Annotated in this window: 32 protein-coding genes; 3 read left to right on the forward strand and 29 right to left on the reverse strand. The window is 50.0% G+C overall.

Annotation, left to right across the window (positions count from 1 at the left end; genetic code table 11):
- Positions 1–40: 40 nt before the first annotated feature.
- The 4 genes from WMW72_RS10660 to WMW72_RS10675 are packed head-to-tail and all read right to left on the reverse strand — an operon-like array spanning position 41 to position 4,402.
- A complete protein-coding gene (locus tag WMW72_RS10660; protein WP_341415429.1) occupies positions 41–2,125 on the reverse strand; it encodes a portal protein in 2,085 nt (694 codons plus the stop codon).
- Positions 2,125–2,358, reverse strand: coding sequence for a hypothetical protein (locus WMW72_RS10665; RefSeq protein ID WP_341415430.1), 234 nt, complete (start codon positions 2,356–2,358; stop codon positions 2,125–2,127). The genes WMW72_RS10660 and WMW72_RS10665 overlap by 1 nt, the downstream gene beginning before the upstream one ends.
- Before the next feature lie 9 nt (positions 2,359–2,367).
- The gene (terL, locus tag WMW72_RS10670) at positions 2,368–3,909 is read right to left on the reverse strand and encodes a phage terminase large subunit (RefSeq protein WP_341415431.1); all 1,542 of its coding nucleotides are present in this window, start codon (positions 3,907–3,909) and stop codon (positions 2,368–2,370) included.
- Complete coding sequence (locus WMW72_RS10675; protein WP_341415432.1) at positions 3,872–4,402, reverse strand: transposase; 531 nt, start codon at positions 4,400–4,402, stop codon at positions 3,872–3,874. The genes terL and WMW72_RS10675 overlap by 38 nt, the downstream gene beginning before the upstream one ends.
- 366 nt (positions 4,403–4,768) lie before the next feature.
- On the opposite strand from WMW72_RS10675, the gene WMW72_RS10680 reads away from it, so the two are divergent.
- Genes WMW72_RS10680 through WMW72_RS10690 form a run of 3 tightly spaced genes read left to right on the forward strand, consistent with a single transcriptional unit; the run spans position 4,769 to position 6,039 of the window.
- On the forward strand, positions 4,769–5,359 hold the full coding sequence (locus WMW72_RS10680; RefSeq protein WP_341415433.1) for a hypothetical protein: 591 nt from the start codon (positions 4,769–4,771) through the stop codon (positions 5,357–5,359).
- Positions 5,360–5,377: 18 nt separating this feature from the next.
- Positions 5,378–5,536, forward strand: a complete 159-nt coding sequence (locus WMW72_RS10685) for a hypothetical protein (protein ID WP_341415434.1) — start codon at positions 5,378–5,380, stop codon at positions 5,534–5,536.
- Between the two features lie 8 nt (positions 5,537–5,544).
- Positions 5,545–6,039: a hypothetical protein gene (locus WMW72_RS10690; RefSeq protein WP_341415435.1), complete on the forward strand. Its 495-nt coding sequence runs from the start codon at positions 5,545–5,547 to the stop codon at positions 6,037–6,039.
- Positions 6,040–6,089: 50 nt separating this feature from the next.
- On the opposite strand, the gene WMW72_RS10695 is transcribed toward WMW72_RS10690, so the two are convergent.
- The 25 genes from WMW72_RS10695 to WMW72_RS10815 form a co-directional block, all read right to left on the reverse strand.
- Complete coding sequence (locus WMW72_RS10695) at positions 6,090–6,503, reverse strand: sigma factor-like helix-turn-helix DNA-binding protein (RefSeq protein ID WP_341415436.1); 414 nt, start codon at positions 6,501–6,503, stop codon at positions 6,090–6,092.
- Positions 6,504–6,523: 20 nt separating this feature from the next.
- Positions 6,524–6,748 carry a hypothetical protein gene (locus WMW72_RS10700; protein ID WP_341415437.1) on the reverse strand — a complete coding sequence of 75 codons (225 nt, stop codon included), beginning with the start codon at positions 6,746–6,748 and terminating at the stop codon, positions 6,524–6,526.
- Positions 6,749–6,852: 104 nt separating this feature from the next.
- Positions 6,853–7,050, reverse strand: a complete 198-nt coding sequence (locus tag WMW72_RS10705; protein WP_341415438.1) for a hypothetical protein — start codon at positions 7,048–7,050, stop codon at positions 6,853–6,855.
- Complete coding sequence (locus WMW72_RS10710) at positions 7,051–8,097, reverse strand: hypothetical protein (protein WP_341415439.1); 1,047 nt, start codon at positions 8,095–8,097, stop codon at positions 7,051–7,053.
- Between the two features lie 113 nt (positions 8,098–8,210).
- Positions 8,211–8,402: a hypothetical protein gene (locus tag WMW72_RS10715; protein WP_341415440.1), complete on the reverse strand. Its 192-nt coding sequence runs from the start codon at positions 8,400–8,402 to the stop codon at positions 8,211–8,213.
- Positions 8,403–8,442: 40 nt separating this feature from the next.
- A complete protein-coding gene (locus WMW72_RS10720) occupies positions 8,443–8,634 on the reverse strand; it encodes a hypothetical protein (RefSeq protein ID WP_341415441.1) in 192 nt (63 codons plus the stop codon).
- Positions 8,631–8,993, reverse strand: coding sequence for a RusA family crossover junction endodeoxyribonuclease (locus WMW72_RS10725; RefSeq protein WP_341415442.1), 363 nt, complete (start codon positions 8,991–8,993; stop codon positions 8,631–8,633). The genes WMW72_RS10720 and WMW72_RS10725 overlap by 4 nt, the downstream gene beginning before the upstream one ends.
- Complete coding sequence (locus WMW72_RS10730; RefSeq protein WP_341415443.1) at positions 8,990–9,166, reverse strand: hypothetical protein; 177 nt, start codon at positions 9,164–9,166, stop codon at positions 8,990–8,992. The genes WMW72_RS10725 and WMW72_RS10730 overlap by 4 nt, the downstream gene beginning before the upstream one ends.
- On the reverse strand, positions 9,163–9,366 hold the full coding sequence (locus WMW72_RS10735; protein ID WP_341415444.1) for a hypothetical protein: 204 nt from the start codon (positions 9,364–9,366) through the stop codon (positions 9,163–9,165). Before WMW72_RS10735 ends, WMW72_RS10730 begins: the two co-directional genes overlap by 4 nt.
- On the reverse strand, positions 9,363–9,563 hold the full coding sequence (locus WMW72_RS10740; protein WP_341415445.1) for a hypothetical protein: 201 nt from the start codon (positions 9,561–9,563) through the stop codon (positions 9,363–9,365). The genes WMW72_RS10735 and WMW72_RS10740 overlap by 4 nt, the downstream gene beginning before the upstream one ends.
- Positions 9,564–9,577: 14 nt before the next feature.
- Entirely contained in the window at positions 9,578–10,036 is a 459-nt protein-coding gene (locus tag WMW72_RS10745; RefSeq protein WP_341415446.1) for a hypothetical protein, read from the reverse strand.
- Positions 10,002–10,658 (reverse strand): hypothetical protein, encoded by a 657-nt coding sequence (locus WMW72_RS10750; RefSeq protein WP_341415447.1) that lies wholly within the window; start codon positions 10,656–10,658, stop codon positions 10,002–10,004. The genes WMW72_RS10745 and WMW72_RS10750 overlap by 35 nt, the downstream gene beginning before the upstream one ends.
- 259 nt (positions 10,659–10,917) lie before the next feature.
- On the reverse strand, positions 10,918–11,049 hold the full coding sequence (locus tag WMW72_RS10755; protein WP_341415448.1) for a hypothetical protein: 132 nt from the start codon (positions 11,047–11,049) through the stop codon (positions 10,918–10,920).
- Positions 11,050–11,394 carry a hypothetical protein gene (locus tag WMW72_RS10760; RefSeq protein ID WP_341415449.1) on the reverse strand — a complete coding sequence of 115 codons (345 nt, stop codon included), beginning with the start codon at positions 11,392–11,394 and terminating at the stop codon, positions 11,050–11,052.
- 215 nt (positions 11,395–11,609) lie between these two features.
- Positions 11,610–12,005, reverse strand: coding sequence for a hypothetical protein (locus WMW72_RS10765; protein WP_341415450.1), 396 nt, complete (start codon positions 12,003–12,005; stop codon positions 11,610–11,612).
- Positions 12,006–12,197: 192 nt separating this feature from the next.
- The gene (locus WMW72_RS10770) at positions 12,198–12,452 is read right to left on the reverse strand and encodes a hypothetical protein (RefSeq protein ID WP_341415452.1); all 255 of its coding nucleotides are present in this window, start codon (positions 12,450–12,452) and stop codon (positions 12,198–12,200) included.
- A gap of 24 nt (positions 12,453–12,476) precedes the next feature.
- The gene (locus WMW72_RS10775) at positions 12,477–12,851 is read right to left on the reverse strand and encodes a hypothetical protein (protein ID WP_341415453.1); all 375 of its coding nucleotides are present in this window, start codon (positions 12,849–12,851) and stop codon (positions 12,477–12,479) included.
- 55 nt (positions 12,852–12,906) lie between these two features.
- Positions 12,907–13,116, reverse strand: a complete 210-nt coding sequence (locus WMW72_RS10780; protein WP_341415455.1) for a hypothetical protein — start codon at positions 13,114–13,116, stop codon at positions 12,907–12,909.
- 19 nt (positions 13,117–13,135) lie between these two features.
- On the reverse strand, positions 13,136–13,300 hold the full coding sequence (locus WMW72_RS10785) for a hypothetical protein (protein WP_341415456.1): 165 nt from the start codon (positions 13,298–13,300) through the stop codon (positions 13,136–13,138).
- Positions 13,301–13,319: 19 nt separating this feature from the next.
- The gene (locus WMW72_RS10790) at positions 13,320–13,478 is read right to left on the reverse strand and encodes a hypothetical protein (protein ID WP_341415457.1); all 159 of its coding nucleotides are present in this window, start codon (positions 13,476–13,478) and stop codon (positions 13,320–13,322) included.
- Positions 13,479–13,489: 11 nt separating this feature from the next.
- On the reverse strand, positions 13,490–13,966 hold the full coding sequence (locus tag WMW72_RS10795) for a hypothetical protein (RefSeq protein WP_341415458.1): 477 nt from the start codon (positions 13,964–13,966) through the stop codon (positions 13,490–13,492).
- Positions 13,963–14,217, reverse strand: a complete 255-nt coding sequence (locus WMW72_RS10800) for an ASCH/PUA domain-containing protein (RefSeq protein ID WP_341415460.1) — start codon at positions 14,215–14,217, stop codon at positions 13,963–13,965. The genes WMW72_RS10795 and WMW72_RS10800 overlap by 4 nt, the downstream gene beginning before the upstream one ends.
- On the reverse strand, positions 14,214–14,681 hold the full coding sequence (locus WMW72_RS10805) for a hypothetical protein (RefSeq protein ID WP_341415461.1): 468 nt from the start codon (positions 14,679–14,681) through the stop codon (positions 14,214–14,216). Before WMW72_RS10805 ends, WMW72_RS10800 begins: the two co-directional genes overlap by 4 nt.
- Positions 14,678–14,929 (reverse strand): hypothetical protein, encoded by a 252-nt coding sequence (locus tag WMW72_RS10810; RefSeq protein WP_341415462.1) that lies wholly within the window; start codon positions 14,927–14,929, stop codon positions 14,678–14,680. The genes WMW72_RS10805 and WMW72_RS10810 overlap by 4 nt, the downstream gene beginning before the upstream one ends.
- Positions 14,922–15,329 (reverse strand): hypothetical protein, encoded by a 408-nt coding sequence (locus WMW72_RS10815; RefSeq protein WP_341415463.1) that lies wholly within the window; start codon positions 15,327–15,329, stop codon positions 14,922–14,924. The genes WMW72_RS10810 and WMW72_RS10815 overlap by 8 nt, the downstream gene beginning before the upstream one ends.
- Positions 15,330–15,444 lie beyond the last annotated feature (115 nt).

The raw sequence follows: 15,444 nt of genomic DNA on the forward strand, positions 1-15,444 counted from the left end.
TCCGCTATGGCTGGCGGCATGTAAATAGGCGCTAGGATTCTCACCTAACGCCAGTGGGCTGGGACATTTGATGCATGGTCTTGATCGTGTCGAGATCAAACTTTTGCTGCTGCATTTGCTGGTTGAATTGTTCTTTTTGCTGGTCCTGCTGCGATTTCTGACTTGTCAATTCACCCAGCGCCTGCTGCATACCGGCATTATCTGTCTGAAGCTGCTGATTCTGCTGCTGGAGTTGGCTCATTTGCTGCTGTAACCCTGCAGCCTCCTCGATCCTCTGCTTTATAACGTCCATCGGCTCCATTCGGCCGTTTTGGACCACGTAACGCACAGCCTCCGCGTCAATCATTGGCAACTGCGTGATCGGGTCGATCATCGGCAAGAGGTTGAAGGCAAGCTGCAGCCAGTATTCCCGGTCATGTGGCTTATCCACGCCGATATTGACTTGAATATCAAACTCCGGCACGTACTCCTCTTGAAGCTGCACAGGCGTCTGAGCCATCTCGCCCATGGTGGGATCCGAAAACTGCCCCATCATCTCGGTTGGCGCTCGGGAAATGATAGCATCACGGCTGATTGTTACCGTTCTACGCCCCGTTATACGAGCTACACGTGCCGTTGTGTAGAATTGAGCAATCAGTTCGATATACTGCCCGAAAACCTCTGCTAGTGCGTCTGATACAGCATCAGATACTGGGTTCAAACGGGAGCTTGCAGCGGCTATCAGCGCCTTGGCTTGCTCTCCGGACGTAACGTTCGGGTTAGCCTGACCGTTGGCCGAGTCGAACTGCCCGGGAATCTTCTGCAACATGAGGTCGTAATAGTCCAGGACGCTGAATAAGCTGCCAGGGATGTTTACACCCTGCAGCTCTTTCCAATCATCCATACGGCCCTGAGCAACTGGCAGCATCGCGCCGCTCTGTGACCGCTGTTCCTGCCATGTACGGGGCTTTGTAATTGCTCCTTCCTCATACACCACTGCGTTGTTTCCGGCCTTCGCCATGGTCTCAATGGCGATCTCAGCATACTTGTTCTTGAAGATTTGCGGCTTGACCATGTCCCGCATGAACCCCTTACCCCATGGGTTTCGCTCGTCCGGGTAAAGCGTACGGGCCACGAAGGGGTATTGTCCATGATCGTACACGTATGCCTTATGCTCCAGATACACGCCGCTAGTGGAGATGTAGATACAGTGAATGCCTTCCATCTTGCCACCTGACTTCGCAATATCCTCGGACGGGTCAATCCCTTGAGCAAGTTTCTCCTTCGCCTGTTCGCGGAACAGTTGCTTGTCCTCTTTGCTGATCATCTTGGGCAGTCCGCGATACCAGTACTCAATCAGTCCGCTGGTCTGGTCAGATGTGACTGTATCGTTAGACATGCTGCCATCCACATAGCTAAAAGCGCTTTGGTTCGTGGTGTATTGGTCGAATACACCATCCTCGTCCCGGTCAGGCTGCACCTTTTCACCTTGCTTCTCCCAACGATCCCGGAAGTATTCGATCGGCTTACGCGCCCTGACAATCACGGCACCCATCTTTTGCAGGTCAATGAAATCCCTCACACGTGGATCCGGGTAGAACGTATCAAAGTCAACTGGTATCACATCGTTCCGGCCCTGGTATCGATTCAGCCCACGTCCACCCTCGACTGTCGGGTCGAAGATGACCTTGTAGATCAGCGGCCCATGAATGACCATGCGCCGGACGGCTCGCAAGTGCTTTTGTTGGAATTTGATTTGTTTGAGTTCGTACGGGATGAAGTCGTTAAGGTCCCGAGCCTTCTCCTCATCGCCCATCTCCTGTGGCGTGAAATCCGGGTACGGCATCCAGCCTGCCAATTTACCAACAATCGATTCGACCTGAGAAAATACGATATTCTCCACGGCATCCGGCCGTAGACGGGACACTTCCTCGGACCGCAACCCGTGCCAGTGATCTCCCTGGTAGAATCGTTGCTCTTGCCGCCAGTGTGTTTCCACCGGCTGCCGAGCCGATCTGAACGTTTGGAAGTCCTGTTGAATCATGTCCACAATCTTCTGTTGCTCGGATGTATTGGGATTATCAGGACTTTTATCGTCCAGACCGCCCCCGAACAACCCAACGATTTTATCAATCACCTTAGCCATCAGTTGACCTCCTCAACTGTAGGATCGTCATACCAACTCTTGGGCTTCCGAAGTTGCTCCTGCGGCTCTACAATGGTAGTCTGCATGGCTTTATACTCCCGGTAGTCCCGAGCCATCAAACGGTCGTTCAGAGCGTCTATGGTGCGCTGCTGCCTACGGATGATCCAGTACATCACACTGAGACACGCTGCAACAAAAACGATTTGCAGCAGATTGTCTATGAATTCGATCATGTTATCACCTCACCAAAATCCGCTTACACGCGGAGTATCGTCGTCATCGTCTTCGTCAAATCCGTGCCGTTTGCTCTTGATCGACTCAGGGGTTGCTGCCCACGCCTCGCTGTCAGCATACGCAATAGTATGCACCAACTCACCGGCCATGCTCATCGTGTCCACTTGGTCATCGTTCTTTCCACGAGGGAAGCTGAGCAGTTCATCTTCGAAGTCCGTCAACCACGGAGCGTCTTCCCGGTGAAAAACTTTTCCGACCTCGTACCTTGCGGCGATCAGCAAACTGCGCGTGACCTTGTCTTTATCCACCTTGACCGGCAGCACCGTCATTCCTTCACGCTTCATCTCCTGGATGAGGTTCGTACCGAACGTCTTGTCCTCGATCGCCTGGAACACTGGCTTGTACCGGTAATTTTGTTCTTTCATCAACGGCTTCTGGTCCGGACCGGTGATATGCGTCCGATACACGTCATACACCAGAATGTCGTTGTCCGGTGTGACGTAGATCGTGGTCACCACAAAGTAGTCATTGATCGTCTTCTCGCTATTGGCCGTGTCCACCGTCTGAAACACTCGGCAGCGATGCCTTTCATAACGTTTCTCGCCGACGATGAAGTAATGGACATTGCCGTGCATCAACTCTTCCCGGAAATACCGGAAGTGAATCCGCTTGAAGATCGTCCCCCCTGCCGCACTCGGACGCTGCTGATAGAGAGCGTTGAAGACGTATGAGCCAACGTCTGACTTGATCTGCTCCATTCTATCTGCATCGAACCCGTACCCGGGCCACAGTGGCTCTCCAGGAGTTCTTCCGAGGTAATCATCCTCTTCTGCTATCGCCGGGAAGTTAATGACCGTCCAGCGCTCACCTTTATGAGTTCCTGCTTCGATATCTTCCCGTTCCTTCTTCAAGAGCCGGCCGACAAGGTCATCCTCGTGCCATCGCGTCATGACTACCACAAGTCTGCCGTCAGGCGTCAAACGGGTGTACAGGGTGGATTGATACCATTCCCATATCTTCTGACGCATTGTCTCGCTGTTGGCTTCCTCAGCGTTCTTCACAGGGTCGTCGATGATCGCGATACGCGCACCCTTACCGGTGATTGGACCGCCCACACCAGCTGCGTTCAGTCCGCCCCGATAACCATCAATGCCCCACGTTTCAGAGCTGGCCTTGGCCTTGTCTACCGAAACGTCAAAAACGGCCGTATTGGCCGTCAAGGTATCTCGCGATATTCTGCTGAACTCCCGACTCAGATCAAGTGAGTAGGAGCTGATGATCATCTCATCCCCAGGGTTACGCCCTAGATGCCATGCTGGGAACTTCTTGGACACCACCTCACTTTTACCATGTCGAGGAGGCATCGTGACAATCACACGTCTTAGCTGACCGCTAGACACCTTTTCCAGCGTGTCAGTCAACACGTCTAAGTGTCGCGCGGTTTTCCATCGGCCTTCTGATTCGTATTCCAGGAAATAACGGAAGTCTTGATATGACCTCGCTCGCTTGACTTCATCCAGAGTCGGCAGATTTTGCAATAATTTGCTCAAGCGCCGCCAACTCCTTTTTATCAAGTTTTCGAAGATCATGTTTAACCTCTTGCGTCATCGTACCGCTATGCTCGATATCCTGCTTGTCCCTCCAAGCCCCGGGCTTCCGGTTCTTCAACCAGAATATTTGAGCTGTTGTATCAGGGGCAACTTGCTTCTTCACGATCTTAGTGACCGCTATCATCGGCGTGCCATCATCGTTTCGGAACATTTTTCCGCCCGGTCCGTACAGAGGTTCTTTCGTCACTTCCTCGTACTCATAGCCGACAGCCCTTTTAAGAAGGGCATTCTCGACCAAGATATCGATATCATCCTTGCCGTTTTTTAAGGCTTCCGACAATTCCGAATATTGATTCTTGTAATCGCAAAATGTCGACAAGGCAATCCCAAGGTTATGAGAAATTTGATCAAGTGTAAGGCCATCCCTAGCCCATGATTCCACTAGGTTAAGTTTCGGCAATACGTGGCTTTCATACTTACTAGGTCGACCCATACAATCACCTCACCTTGTAAGAAATAAAATAAGCCGCCCCTAGGACGACCACGACTATCAGAAATATGAGGAATGCCACCCTACCACTCCCTGTACACGATTGCGTAGAACCGAAACCAGTAAGCTATTAGTGGGGCTATGATGCATAGGTTGTCTAGATGCATGAGGATCATGGCTTTCGGCCACCACTTCGTTATGTGGATTCGGTCGACTCGATGGCCTCCGGCCGTAATGCAAAAGAAGCGTCATATCCCCCGGGTATGCCCAGTTGGTATGCGCTTCTCATCGGCGGCTAATCCGGCATGACTAACCTAATATCAGTATAGCACGGATTTTGCAATGCCGTTGTTCGTTGAATGTTAGGCGATGAAAAACTTCACACCCAAAAATTTCACTTACGTTCCCTTTTTGTTCGCTTTACATGTAAAGTTTAATTTGTTATATTTAAAACAGTTACTAACGCAAAAACAATTGGAGGCGGATGAGATGATTAAAAAGGTGATGGCAAGAGCGCATGAATTGGCTAAAACGATGACTGGTCATTATTCTGCTCGCCTGATCTTATCTCTTCGCCAAGCATGGAGGGAGGCAAGAGGATTGGAAAGACGTAAAGAGTGGAGTTTTGTAACTCCCCGCGGCTCTGAAGTCTCCGTAGTCACTACCGCAAACCCTACACCTCATCGGACGGAGTATATAATCTCCGCAGTGATCATTGGCGGAAAAGAGGTTCCTGCCGTTAAGGGAAGCCATCAAGGGAATCTGGCTGCTGAATTTGTAGTGGACGGAAAAAAGGCAGTCATTATTCTCCCATCAGAGCTTCGTGTATTTATCGAAAAAGAAGCCCGTGCAAACAAGGCGGCGTTAGCCGAAGCGAGAAAACCTTATTTGCGCGAAAAGCACCGGAGAGAGTATGGGGAAGATTATGGCGACGTAGCTGCCATTCGACGGGGGATCTAATTAAAGGAGGATCATACGATGGATAGAATAAAATACTTTGATACTCAGCAAGATGCCGATAAGGAAGCTAGTGAATTTTTGGGCTGGAACAGAGTAACTGTCTTTCAAAATGACTGGGGCGATTGGCAGATCGAGGCTGACGGCGGGCTCTTGTACGAAGACGGGTACATACGATGAGACACGTTATGCTGAAACAGACCGAAGCAGGGCTTAGTGTCCTGCTTTCCATCGCCCATCCAGAGGTAACACCAGGATTCGTTAGGCGAGGCGGCCCGTTGCACATTCGCATATGTAACGTTCCAGACGGGGTTAGCGAACACCAGGTACTAGCTCTTTATGAGCAAACGTCCATCTTCCATCAAAACGGAAGTAGTTATACTGTTGATTTCAGCGAGCTCGGCGCAGGCAGGGTCTTTGTCAATAAACCGCTAGGTTCATTTGTCAACTCATCCACCGCTGCTGAAATTATCGGTATTACACGGCAAGCCGTCTATGCCTTTCATAACGCATCAAAAAAAGATGGGTACAGAGGTAAATTTCCGAGAGCCGTCCAGCAAGATCCGGACGGAGGGAACCCATGGTTTGACCGAGAAGAAATCCAACAGTACGCTAAATTCAGAAAGATTCATGAAGGACGTAACAAAAAAAGTATGCCTAACGAAGAAGAAAATAAAGACTAAATAACTAATAGTAGAAGCCCTCACTCCTTTGGGGAATGGGGGCTTCTTTATTACGATATCCGACTTATCGTCCCCTTAGACTTGTTAACCCGGAATAGTCTCGGTGCCTTGCTGCTCATCTGCCGCACCCACCCGTAGCTGTATCCAAGCTCCGATGCGATCTCCTTCAGCGGCTTGTGCTGGATATCCCGCATGACAACGATCTGCTCGGTTATGCCCGTGAAGTTAAACATCTTCTCCTCCATGAGCGTTCTTGTCTTCCTCTTATGCTCAAGCACCTCTGCTACAGCCAGAGCCTCGTCCTTCACCCGATCGTGCTGCGCCAGCGACCTGTCGAGCGGGACCTGATTGTTCCAGCATTGGCGGTATGCCAGTTTGAGTTGATAGTCCAGGTCTTTGTAACGCAGTTCGAGGATTTCGATTTCGCTCACCAAGTCGTTGTACGTTGTTTTCCAATCAATCATGCCGGATTACCTCCCTGGGTTTATTTCTTCCTCAACTTTTCAATCTCTTGCAACGTTATTTCCTGGCCGTCTTCCCATACTTCGGACCATATTTCCCAATATTCTCCGCGACTTTTCTCGGCCTCGTCAAACTTTTCCGATGCTGTATCTTCATCCGTTCCGGCATAAAGAACTTTAGCTTCACCGGCAGCATAGTCTTCACCGCCGCCACCTACATGCACCTCATAGATTACGTATATTTTCATTCGCACACCTCCTATAGACGAGTTTATTGCCAGATCAATGAAGTTATACGGCCCCCGCTGACGCTCGGTGATTCGGTCGCAGTCGAGGGCCTTCGGCCTATGAGTTACTTTTTGAACTCTTGTTCCAGCAGTTTGTAGGCAGTGTTCATTGCGTGGTTAATATCTCCATTGCCATCAAATAGCTTTCCTGATTCGGGACCACGCCCTTCTCTCAGTACCCGAATGTAATCAATCAGCAGTTTAATCCGCACCTCGGCGTCCAACCCCGAGAAGTTATGGGCTATTTCCCTTTCCAGTCCCATCTATGCCACCTCACCATTCACACGTCCGAAGCAATGCCGTTCAAGCTCTGCGACGCGTTCTTCAAGCGTTTTCGACGCTCCAACTCCCGGGCTATCTTCCGCTGCTCCTCCAGCCTCCACATGAAGTCCTGCGCCCGTGGGTACGGGAAACTGCGGCACCACTAGAGCAGTCGCTTCGGGAGTATGAAATTGATCGCCGCCAGGCAGGGACGGAGTATCTTCGCCGCGAAATGACGGCACCTGCTGCTGAACCTGTTTCTGTAGTTCCGGTAGTTCGCTTTGGTGTACGACTATCTTGCTACCGTCTTCTTTCACCACTTCGTGCCAGTTTCCGTTGATGTGCTGGATACCGACGATCCGGTTCACGACATCCTGCAGGTCTTCAGCTTCGTTAGGCGTTACGTCGATCACATTCTGTGCCTTACGTTCCCCGAACACTTGCGCCGCACGCAGCTCATCCACATGGGAGTTAAGGCGCTTGATTTCCTGGTCGGCCTCTTCGATTTGGTTTGTTGCATTCTTGAGACGAGCGTGAAGGTCATCATTTTCACCCTTCAGCATCCCGTTCTCTTCCGTAAGCCGGGCATTTTCCGAATTCAGTTCAGCATTTTCGGCAGTCAGTTTCCGGTTAGTCTCATACAGTGTGTCGTTCTGCTGTTTGAATTCCTTTTCCCGGGCATCTGCTGCCTCTAAGCGTTCTTTGGTTGATTCCACCAGCGCATCGTACCGAACACTCTCTTCAGCGTAGATTCGACGGCGATCTGCCCGAACAACTCCATCGATCAATTTGATCAGGTCCGCTGGAAGCTTTGTGAAGTCTACTCCAGGCACTTGGAATGTAATCCCTTCGCCTTCGATTTTCTGTTCGATTTCCTGTTGACGTCCGAATTCCTCACGTTTGCGCTCCAATTCCGCCGTGATGGAATCCACATCAGTCAGCGCCTGCCGATTCGCGTTAACGTCGATACCCGCAAACATCCGTACACGCTCATTTGCTGCTTCCAGTTGCTTTTCCAACTCCACGATTTCCGCCGTCAAAGTACTCATTTGTCACATTCCTTTCGCCGTTCAAATTAGTCTTAGTCTAAATATATTATAGCACAAAATCCTGGTAAAATCACGCATTTACTGCTGTTTTCGTCCTATTTCCTGCTATTTTCTTAGTCTGGTATCATGCGGATGTTTCTGTCGTTCCCGACCGGCCCTCGAGCCATCAGCGGCATCAGTTTACCTATGGCGTCAACCGGCTGAATCGCCGCCTTTTTCTCCATGTCATTGATAATTTCAGTCAATACAAACTTCACGTTGCGATCCTGTATCTTCGACAACAGCGCGACATATTTAGCGTCCATTCGATAAAACCTCCTACAATCCGTTTTAAGACACTTTAACTTACGTGTGATTATTTACTTTATCTGTGATCTCAGATCGTTCCTGAGGCCATACAGACGCCTCAAAATCGACTTTAATGGCCACATCAAGTTCTCGTAGCTTTAGCAGCAACTTATCACGCCCCGGTGATGCCACGTTGATCAGTTTCAGCCTCTCGATTAGTTCGGAGCGCTCTTGGTGTGGGTTCTTCATGCCGACACCTCCGTGATCTCGATCTCAATCCGGGGCGCCACCTTGTCCACCCGGAACCTATGGGTGATATCCCCGATGTCGTTCCACCCGTCGTTCTGCAGTCGCCCAGCCTGTACCAGACCATCAAAGATGAACTTTTGTCCGCCCATAACGTTGTCCTTGTCCTTGCGCCGATCGGGGCAGTACCAGGTTATCGTGTAGTCGGCTGGCGGCAACTCGGGCAATTTCGCTTGCTTCGCGCATATTGCTACCAGATGGGTGTAATTCCGCTTGAGTTCGTTGTAAACGTGCCTGTTGTTATTGCTGGCGTTAAGTATCTCGTTGGTCCCCGGCAGCGTACCGGGTATGATGAGTTTCATGGGTTTGCCCCTCCCTTGATCACCTTCAGTTCTGGCGGCTTCGGCTCCAGGTACTCAATCTCGACCGTCCCAAAGAATTCTTTGACAGCATCAGCACTCGCCAGTAGCAGGGCTTCCTTCTCGTCCATCTCCCGGGTGTACTGGTTTCCGATCTTCAGCCGAACCTTGGTCATGCCTTTCTCCTCCTCGCTCCACCCAGCCCCTGAAGGATCGGCTTGCTTTCGTACTTCGGCAGCGGTCCAATACTGTTCCACCGGTCCTGGTCCGCTTGTGGGAAGTCGGTAATCCGGTACGATATGCATTTGCCACTCTTGGCCGGGCTTGTCTCCAGTAATTCGTCCATTTTGATCAACGGCGCCTTTTTACCCTTCATGCGCTATCCCCTCCCCATGGTCTCAATATGACAGGCCGGCGAATCAGTCTACCGTACGAATCCCGTGGCGGCTTATACGGGATGGCCGCAGCCTCCTCGGCGCTGATGCGGTATGTTTGCACCTCGGTTGCAGGGCTATTGAGTGTGTCCTGCTTAGGGACGGGGCGAAGGTTGCGGTGCGGCGAGTGGTCGATCATTTGGACAGCCTCCCTTATGCAATTTCTAACCATGACATTATGTCAACAACTTCCGCGACTCTGATATCCGTTTTCCTTGCGATGTATTCAACGTCACTGATATCTTTTTGGTACGAGATAAATCTGATCTTTTCCTTTCCATAGTTTCGCACCAGAAATTTCATACGGCTGAATCGCTTCTTCGGAACTCTTACAGGACGCCTGCGGTCATCGATTTCAAACTGAACCGAGAGAGGAGAATAACGACGCTCGCTTCCTTTGTCTGGAAGTCTTTCTAGTACCCCTAGGAGTTCTAACTTACCCAATTCTTTCATGATCGTCGCATGGCTTGTACGAAGCTGCGATTTCATCGTCGCTCTAGAAGCTCCATTGATAATAAGTTCCAGCAGATTTGCCTGCATGTGATTTAATTTTATCATCGTTATCTCCCTCTCTATTTCAGTGTGCGGCGTCCCTGTTTTTGTTGTATGCATCTAATTCAGCAGCTTTTCGGCGAGCTTCAGCACGTTGTTCGGCCGTTAAGGTTTTGCCTCCGCTCGGATCGACTACAGCTAGCGGTTCTCGTTGTCGTTGACCCTGACGCTTGAATGGAGTGACGTTATGCGATCGTCTTTCCCTTTCGATATCCTCCAATACTCGGCCGGCCACCCAATTCAGAATTGCCATATAATCCGATTCATATTTTTTCCCGTTAGCTCCCTTGTAAGTATTCAAAAACTCAATGCATCTATTGTTCATATCCTCGCCGTACTTTTCTTTGAGTTTCTGATACTCATCTTCAGTAAATTTGACGAATTCTGCGTAATGTATTTTATTATCTTTTTTTCTTTGTTTTCTTTGTTTACTTTGTTCTTGTGTGGTCGTTTGCTGGTCACTTGATGGTCGTCTGCTGGTCACTTGATGGTCATTTTGCTGGTCGCCCAAGTCCATAACACCTTGTCCTGACTGGGATTCTTGCTGGTCGCCGTGATGGTCTATTTCTGGCGAGATTCCGGCGAGGTTTTGGCGAGATTCCGGCGAGCTAGAACGGTATTTTTCAAAGTTGGATACGCTATAAATGGTGAACTTTGGACACTTCACTTCCAGTCTGATCATGTCGTCTCGGATCATTCTGTCGACTAGTGTCCGCAGCCTCCGCTCTGTTATCCCGAGGCTATTGGACCAACTCACTCTACCGAAGATAAACTGTCCAAAGCCTATGGTTATCAACCTACCATCTATCATCTTTGTCTCAGGCTCCCTGGAATACCTCGCGCAGAATAGTATCTCGATCCAAACTTTAAGATATTCAGCGTCCTGATAGATCCAATGATCCCTAATCTGCCGATGTAATCCTATGAAACCCTCGGCCACTCTAACCCCTCCTCTTCATCCTCAATACCAGACGCCTCCACTGATTACCGATCCACCAACCAATCAAATACCGCTGCTCGTCCCACCAGGATATTTTCATTTCCTGTAGTTCGCCGCTTTCATTCGGTTGCATCTATGCACCTTCCTCCTCGGGAAAATCGCCCATTACTTCGTGCCGGAAAAGTTGTTCTTTAGTGATCTCCCCGACTTCGTAGACATCTGTCCGGTCATATAGCGGATAATACCGATGCTTGTTATCTCCGGTGCCTGTGCCTGCAGCAGCGGCATAGCGAAATGCTGAGGGCTTTTCGTTTCCGCTGCTCAGGATTGGGACCCCAAACTCCTTGCACCGGGATTTTGTCAGCAACACCGCGAATGGATATGGCTGCTGTGTCCACCCTCGGTTTGCGTTGATCCAGTAAGGCAGGCCCGTATCCAGGACCTCCTGTTTGTTGTACCAGCCTTTATTGTTTGGCATGTTTATCACCCTTTCAGGAAATGTTTCCTACCCTTGCTATATTTTCTTTGTTTTATAACCTGCAATTTGAGACGGCACGAAACTCACCTTGTCACACCCTACAAGACCATTAAATTCGTATCCTACGAACTCGCCGGTCACCCTGTCGAACGTGAATGAGCAACCAGCGCATTCGAAATCTACGGTGTGCCCTGATTTAAGATATACTTGAACTTTTACCATGTATCGCTTCCTCCGCTCTCCCCGGTGTCAATTTCGACTTCTGGTCCATCCAGAATCCAGTATACAGTTGCGTGGTCGCCGCTGAATGCCTCGTCCAAAATGGCTTGAATACGGTCGTAATGCTCTTGTTTGAGGCAATCCCTCGCGCGGTCGTCCCAATCCTCGTACATGGTGTCGTACTCGCCTTCAATGTAGTTATCGATCATCGTTTTAGCATTTGGTTGCCATCGGCGGTTAGTGCATACATACCAAGTTGAATGATCATACGACTCAGGATCGGCTCTCAGCTGCCCTGCTGTGATTTGTTCGTTTCCGTCTACATAGGCAAGCTGGACATCATCTGCCAGTGTTGATAATTTAACTTTGGGTACCTCAACTTTAATTGTCATCGTTTGTTCCTCCGCTCTCCCTGGGGGCCAATATGGCCCCTTTAAAATATCCATCAGGTCTAAATTGCTCCAGAAACAATCGGCCAGCTACCTCAGTCTCAAACGTCTTGATCAGCCGGCCGTGTGCGATGAGTTCCCATTCCCCAACCACTGCAGGAAGGGGTATTAGGTCATCTATGTTCATTTGATGGTTCATGAGGCGGACCCTTGAAACTCACGAACCTTGACGACTTCTTCCTTGTAGCGTTGCTTGATAAAAGCATCGTGCCGGGCGTTGCCGCAGTTCGGATGCCGGTGGGGCTGTGGAAGATACTCCGGCCCCACATGGTCGATCGATGCTGGAGGGCTGCTCCAATATGAGTCAGTGCTGCGGCCCTTCCCGTCCGTGAACCGAGACATGATGTTCCCGTCCCGGTCCTTCCACATTTCAAATTTCAGGCGCTGCATGGTTATGCCTCCTCTTGAGAGTGATCAAGCAATGTGGAAACTTACGCTGTACTCCGTTCCGATTCCCCATTTTTTCCGGCTGAACTTCGTCCCACCTGCCAATCTGGAAGCGCGCGATCCCAGGAAAATGTAAGGATACTCAACCGTCTGTGCGGTAAGCGCATACCCATAAACTGTATACTTCTTTGCGTGATACTCTGCGTCATCCGGGTCCTTGTAAAACATCTTTTCGATATAATGCGCTATCTCCGGGCCTGCGTTTTCTCCGAATGTAACGATAAATTCTTCCCGGTAAGCGTCATAGGTGAAGTAAATTTTGTTCCGATCATTTTCTTCGAGCGTTTTCAGTTTATTTTTCAGAAATCGCATTGCCTCAATGGCGGTTTCGAAAACTTCCATGGCTCGCCTCCATTCTGGGTATAGGAGGAGGGAATACTATTCCCTCCCTAGCTGCCTATTCGTGGATTTCGTAAATGCCTTTCGCCCATTCTTCGAACTTTCCACGCTCCATCAAACCGGACATACCGGAAGATCCATCTTTCTTGATCAGTGTCCAATTGACGTATTGCGTCCCCAAATATCTTGTTTCAATGCTGTTGACCTTTCGCTTCACTTCACGCTTACCGGCCATGCCCCAGTAAGTGACGTTAGATTTGACATGCATGGGTATTCCCTCCCTTGTATTAGCAAAACTCCTTTATCCACTTGCCATTGCAGTACACATCGACCGTGCCGTGCGGGAATGACCGCCTTAAATCTCTCGCAGCCTTCAACGCCTGGAGCAGACTGCAGTCCATCTGCACGTTTCTCTGGACCCCATGATGTTCGCGGAAGGTGATTTGAAACATGTTTAGCCCTCCCTTGTATTTAGGTGCCTACTGATTTATCTGCATCAAATACTCCACTTTCGATTTCTTTGATCAGCCGTTCGATGTAATTTGCTACAGCAGAAGATTCATAGTCCCCTGAAACGGAATGTGCATTTTCATCGTCTCGAAGCGATGCGAGTAGTTTTTCTTTGTCCACCGTGAATCACCCTATTCATTTGGTTTGGCTATACGAGATAGGGCCTCAGCAGCCGTATGCTGGAGAGGTACGGTTGATCGACCGTCAGCGTTGGAAGCAATGTCCCGTAGCGCCTCTACTGCTATATCCAGAGACTCCCTGAGCCGGACAGCCTCATCATTCCACTTGATCGCCTGAGCCTTGGCGTATGCCTGCTCCCTAGCAACCTCGTTCCCTAATGCAGTGAGCCGAGCTATCTCCTTATCCTTTGCTATCATGGCGTCCTGGTGCTGCTCGCAGCTTTTGAGGTGGGATTCTACTTCCTGCTCCTTGGCGAGCCGGAGAGCGCGGATATGCTCATCCTTGTCGCGTATGGTAGCCTCTTGCTGCTCTATGATCTCCCCTTGCTCCCTTAGGGCCTGAAACACTACCTTTCCCGTAATGTCCCAATCAGCCAATCCTATCGACTTCCATTGTTCCTCAATCTTGGCTTTCTGCTCTTTGTTCATGACTGTTCTCCTTTCAAAAGCTTAATTCCCATTACGACATGATTGGGGCGTTGAGCAAAAGCGGTCAGGTATGTTATTTCTGCTTGAATTGAAGCCCCGGTGTATAGCTCAAAGAGTTCATCCCACTCAAGAAGAATTAATTTATCACCGACTTGGTAGTCCCTGTCGTTTTCACGAATTTCGAAAGGCTTGCTGCCGTCAACTACAGCACGAAAATATTGAGGCCATGTTTTCAGTCGATGTTCCTTCATGGCTGTTCACTCTCCCCCAAAGCGGCCCGGGCTCGCTGACCGCCGTCCTTGTCGATCGGAATGTATCCGTGCTTTTCCAGATGTTCCGTGCCGTAGTTATCGGGATTCGCGTACCACCGCAGCGCATCTTCCAAATCCGCTATCCTCTGCTCCAAGTCCTGAATACGCTCCTCGCGGAAACTCAGTTGCTGCGGATGGCCCTCCATGTCCGCATGCAGTCGAGCGTTGCTATCGTGCAGTTCGGCGTTCTCTTTGGCGATACGTTCGATATGTTCGATATGCTCGAAAAGCTCGTCAATCACCGAATCGTATCCTTTTACAACAGCAGTTGTGCCAGACAGCATATAGCGGAGGCGTGGTACTTGACCGGCTTTCAATGCCACGGCGACGTTTGCAATAAACTTTTCAACCTCAGGTTTGGACTTAATGTGAAGATCCTTCAGTTCTTCAATTCGTTGGCTCATACTTCCCCTCCGTCCCTAATCCCATGCTCTTCCCACATGCGTTGGAATGTTTTTACCTGGCATTTCGTCTCTACACCATTGCGCAAGTAGATCATGTGTGTTTTGCTTACCGATACTACTGGCCTTTCCAAGACTTCGCCGCCTCGTCCGCGTAATCTGTAGGTTTTCCCAGCAACAGGCATAGGACGATGAAGTTCCTTGAATATCTGATCAATTTCCTGGTGGGTAGAGGATTTGAATTTACTCATGCGCTGTATCCCCCTTGAGAGCCAGCAGAGCCGCAATGGCTACTGCGTGAGGGGCTGTAGTGGTAAACGCCCGACTTTCTACTCCCCATTCATCAAAATCAGCGCCCCACTCTTTATCATTCGGGAACCATCCTAGCGCGAGATTAAAGCGTTCGCCGTTATCAATCCGGTGCATCTCCTCTACTACCAGTTCCATGCCTGACCAAGTTGTGGAATACTCCTCGACATCCACCGTCCCCATAACTGGTCCAGTTGGCTTGCCGTTAACGTACCCAGCGTTGTCATAAACATATCTGCTGCGGAACCGTCTGACATTAGGTTTGCCTAGCGCCTCTGCAAGTGCCGCATCCAACTCCGGCCCAGGCCCCATCTGTCGTATCTGCTCTACTGTGTAGGTCATGGGGATACCTCCAGTAGATCGGGATTGGGGTGAATGTTGCCGATGACGGTGGTTGAGGTCAAACTTCCGTCCGACTCCAAACGGTGATATGTGCTCGGGTTTCTAGTAAAAACCA

Source organism: Paenibacillus filicis (genome assembly GCF_038070315.1).
GTDB lineage: Bacteria > Bacillota > Bacilli > Paenibacillales > NBRC-103111 > Paenibacillus_G > Paenibacillus_G filicis.

Coding starts and splice junctions, on each gene's coding strand:
- WMW72_RS10660 (WP_341415429.1), bottom strand. CDS start 2,125: ATGGCTAAGGTGATTGATAAAATCGTTGGGTTGTTCGGGGGCGGTCTG.
- WMW72_RS10665 (WP_341415430.1), bottom strand. CDS start 2,358: ATGATCGAATTCATAGACAATCTGCTGCAAATCGTTTTTGTTGCAGCG.
- WMW72_RS10675 (WP_341415432.1), bottom strand. CDS start 4,402: ATGGGTCGACCTAGTAAGTATGAAAGCCACGTATTGCCGAAACTTAAC.
- WMW72_RS10680 (WP_341415433.1), top strand. CDS start 4,769: ATGAAAAACTTCACACCCAAAAATTTCACTTACGTTCCCTTTTTGTTC.
- WMW72_RS10685 (WP_341415434.1), top strand. CDS start 5,378: ATGGATAGAATAAAATACTTTGATACTCAGCAAGATGCCGATAAGGAA.
- WMW72_RS10690 (WP_341415435.1), top strand. CDS start 5,545: ATGCTGAAACAGACCGAAGCAGGGCTTAGTGTCCTGCTTTCCATCGCC.
- WMW72_RS10695 (WP_341415436.1), bottom strand. CDS start 6,503: ATGATTGATTGGAAAACAACGTACAACGACTTGGTGAGCGAAATCGAA.
- WMW72_RS10700 (WP_341415437.1), bottom strand. CDS start 6,748: ATGAAAATATACGTAATCTATGAGGTGCATGTAGGTGGCGGCGGTGAA.
- WMW72_RS10705 (WP_341415438.1), bottom strand. CDS start 7,050: ATGGGACTGGAAAGGGAAATAGCCCATAACTTCTCGGGGTTGGACGCC.
- WMW72_RS10710 (WP_341415439.1), bottom strand. CDS start 8,097: ATGAGTACTTTGACGGCGGAAATCGTGGAGTTGGAAAAGCAACTGGAA.
- WMW72_RS10715 (WP_341415440.1), bottom strand. CDS start 8,402: ATGGACGCTAAATATGTCGCGCTGTTGTCGAAGATACAGGATCGCAAC.
- WMW72_RS10720 (WP_341415441.1), bottom strand. CDS start 8,634: ATGAAGAACCCACACCAAGAGCGCTCCGAACTAATCGAGAGGCTGAAA.
- WMW72_RS10725 (WP_341415442.1), bottom strand. CDS start 8,993: ATGAAACTCATCATACCCGGTACGCTGCCGGGGACCAACGAGATACTT.
- WMW72_RS10730 (WP_341415443.1), bottom strand. CDS start 9,166: ATGACCAAGGTTCGGCTGAAGATCGGAAACCAGTACACCCGGGAGATG.
- WMW72_RS10735 (WP_341415444.1), bottom strand. CDS start 9,366: ATGAAGGGTAAAAAGGCGCCGTTGATCAAAATGGACGAATTACTGGAG.
- WMW72_RS10740 (WP_341415445.1), bottom strand. CDS start 9,563: ATGATCGACCACTCGCCGCACCGCAACCTTCGCCCCGTCCCTAAGCAG.
- WMW72_RS10745 (WP_341415446.1), bottom strand. CDS start 10,036: ATGCATACAACAAAAACAGGGACGCCGCACACTGAAATAGAGAGGGAG.
- WMW72_RS10750 (WP_341415447.1), bottom strand. CDS start 10,658: ATGATCAGACTGGAAGTGAAGTGTCCAAAGTTCACCATTTATAGCGTA.
- WMW72_RS10755 (WP_341415448.1), bottom strand. CDS start 11,049: ATGCAACCGAATGAAAGCGGCGAACTACAGGAAATGAAAATATCCTGG.
- WMW72_RS10760 (WP_341415449.1), bottom strand. CDS start 11,394: ATGCCAAACAATAAAGGCTGGTACAACAAACAGGAGGTCCTGGATACG.
- WMW72_RS10765 (WP_341415450.1), bottom strand. CDS start 12,005: ATGACAATTAAAGTTGAGGTACCCAAAGTTAAATTATCAACACTGGCA.
- WMW72_RS10770 (WP_341415452.1), bottom strand. CDS start 12,452: ATGCAGCGCCTGAAATTTGAAATGTGGAAGGACCGGGACGGGAACATC.
- WMW72_RS10775 (WP_341415453.1), bottom strand. CDS start 12,851: ATGGAAGTTTTCGAAACCGCCATTGAGGCAATGCGATTTCTGAAAAAT.
- WMW72_RS10780 (WP_341415455.1), bottom strand. CDS start 13,116: ATGCATGTCAAATCTAACGTCACTTACTGGGGCATGGCCGGTAAGCGT.
- WMW72_RS10785 (WP_341415456.1), bottom strand. CDS start 13,300: ATGTTTCAAATCACCTTCCGCGAACATCATGGGGTCCAGAGAAACGTG.
- WMW72_RS10795 (WP_341415458.1), bottom strand. CDS start 13,966: ATGAACAAAGAGCAGAAAGCCAAGATTGAGGAACAATGGAAGTCGATA.
- WMW72_RS10800 (WP_341415460.1), bottom strand. CDS start 14,217: ATGAAGGAACATCGACTGAAAACATGGCCTCAATATTTTCGTGCTGTA.
- WMW72_RS10805 (WP_341415461.1), bottom strand. CDS start 14,681: ATGAGCCAACGAATTGAAGAACTGAAGGATCTTCACATTAAGTCCAAA.
- WMW72_RS10810 (WP_341415462.1), bottom strand. CDS start 14,929: ATGAGTAAATTCAAATCCTCTACCCACCAGGAAATTGATCAGATATTC.
- WMW72_RS10815 (WP_341415463.1), bottom strand. CDS start 15,329: ATGACCTACACAGTAGAGCAGATACGACAGATGGGGCCTGGGCCGGAG.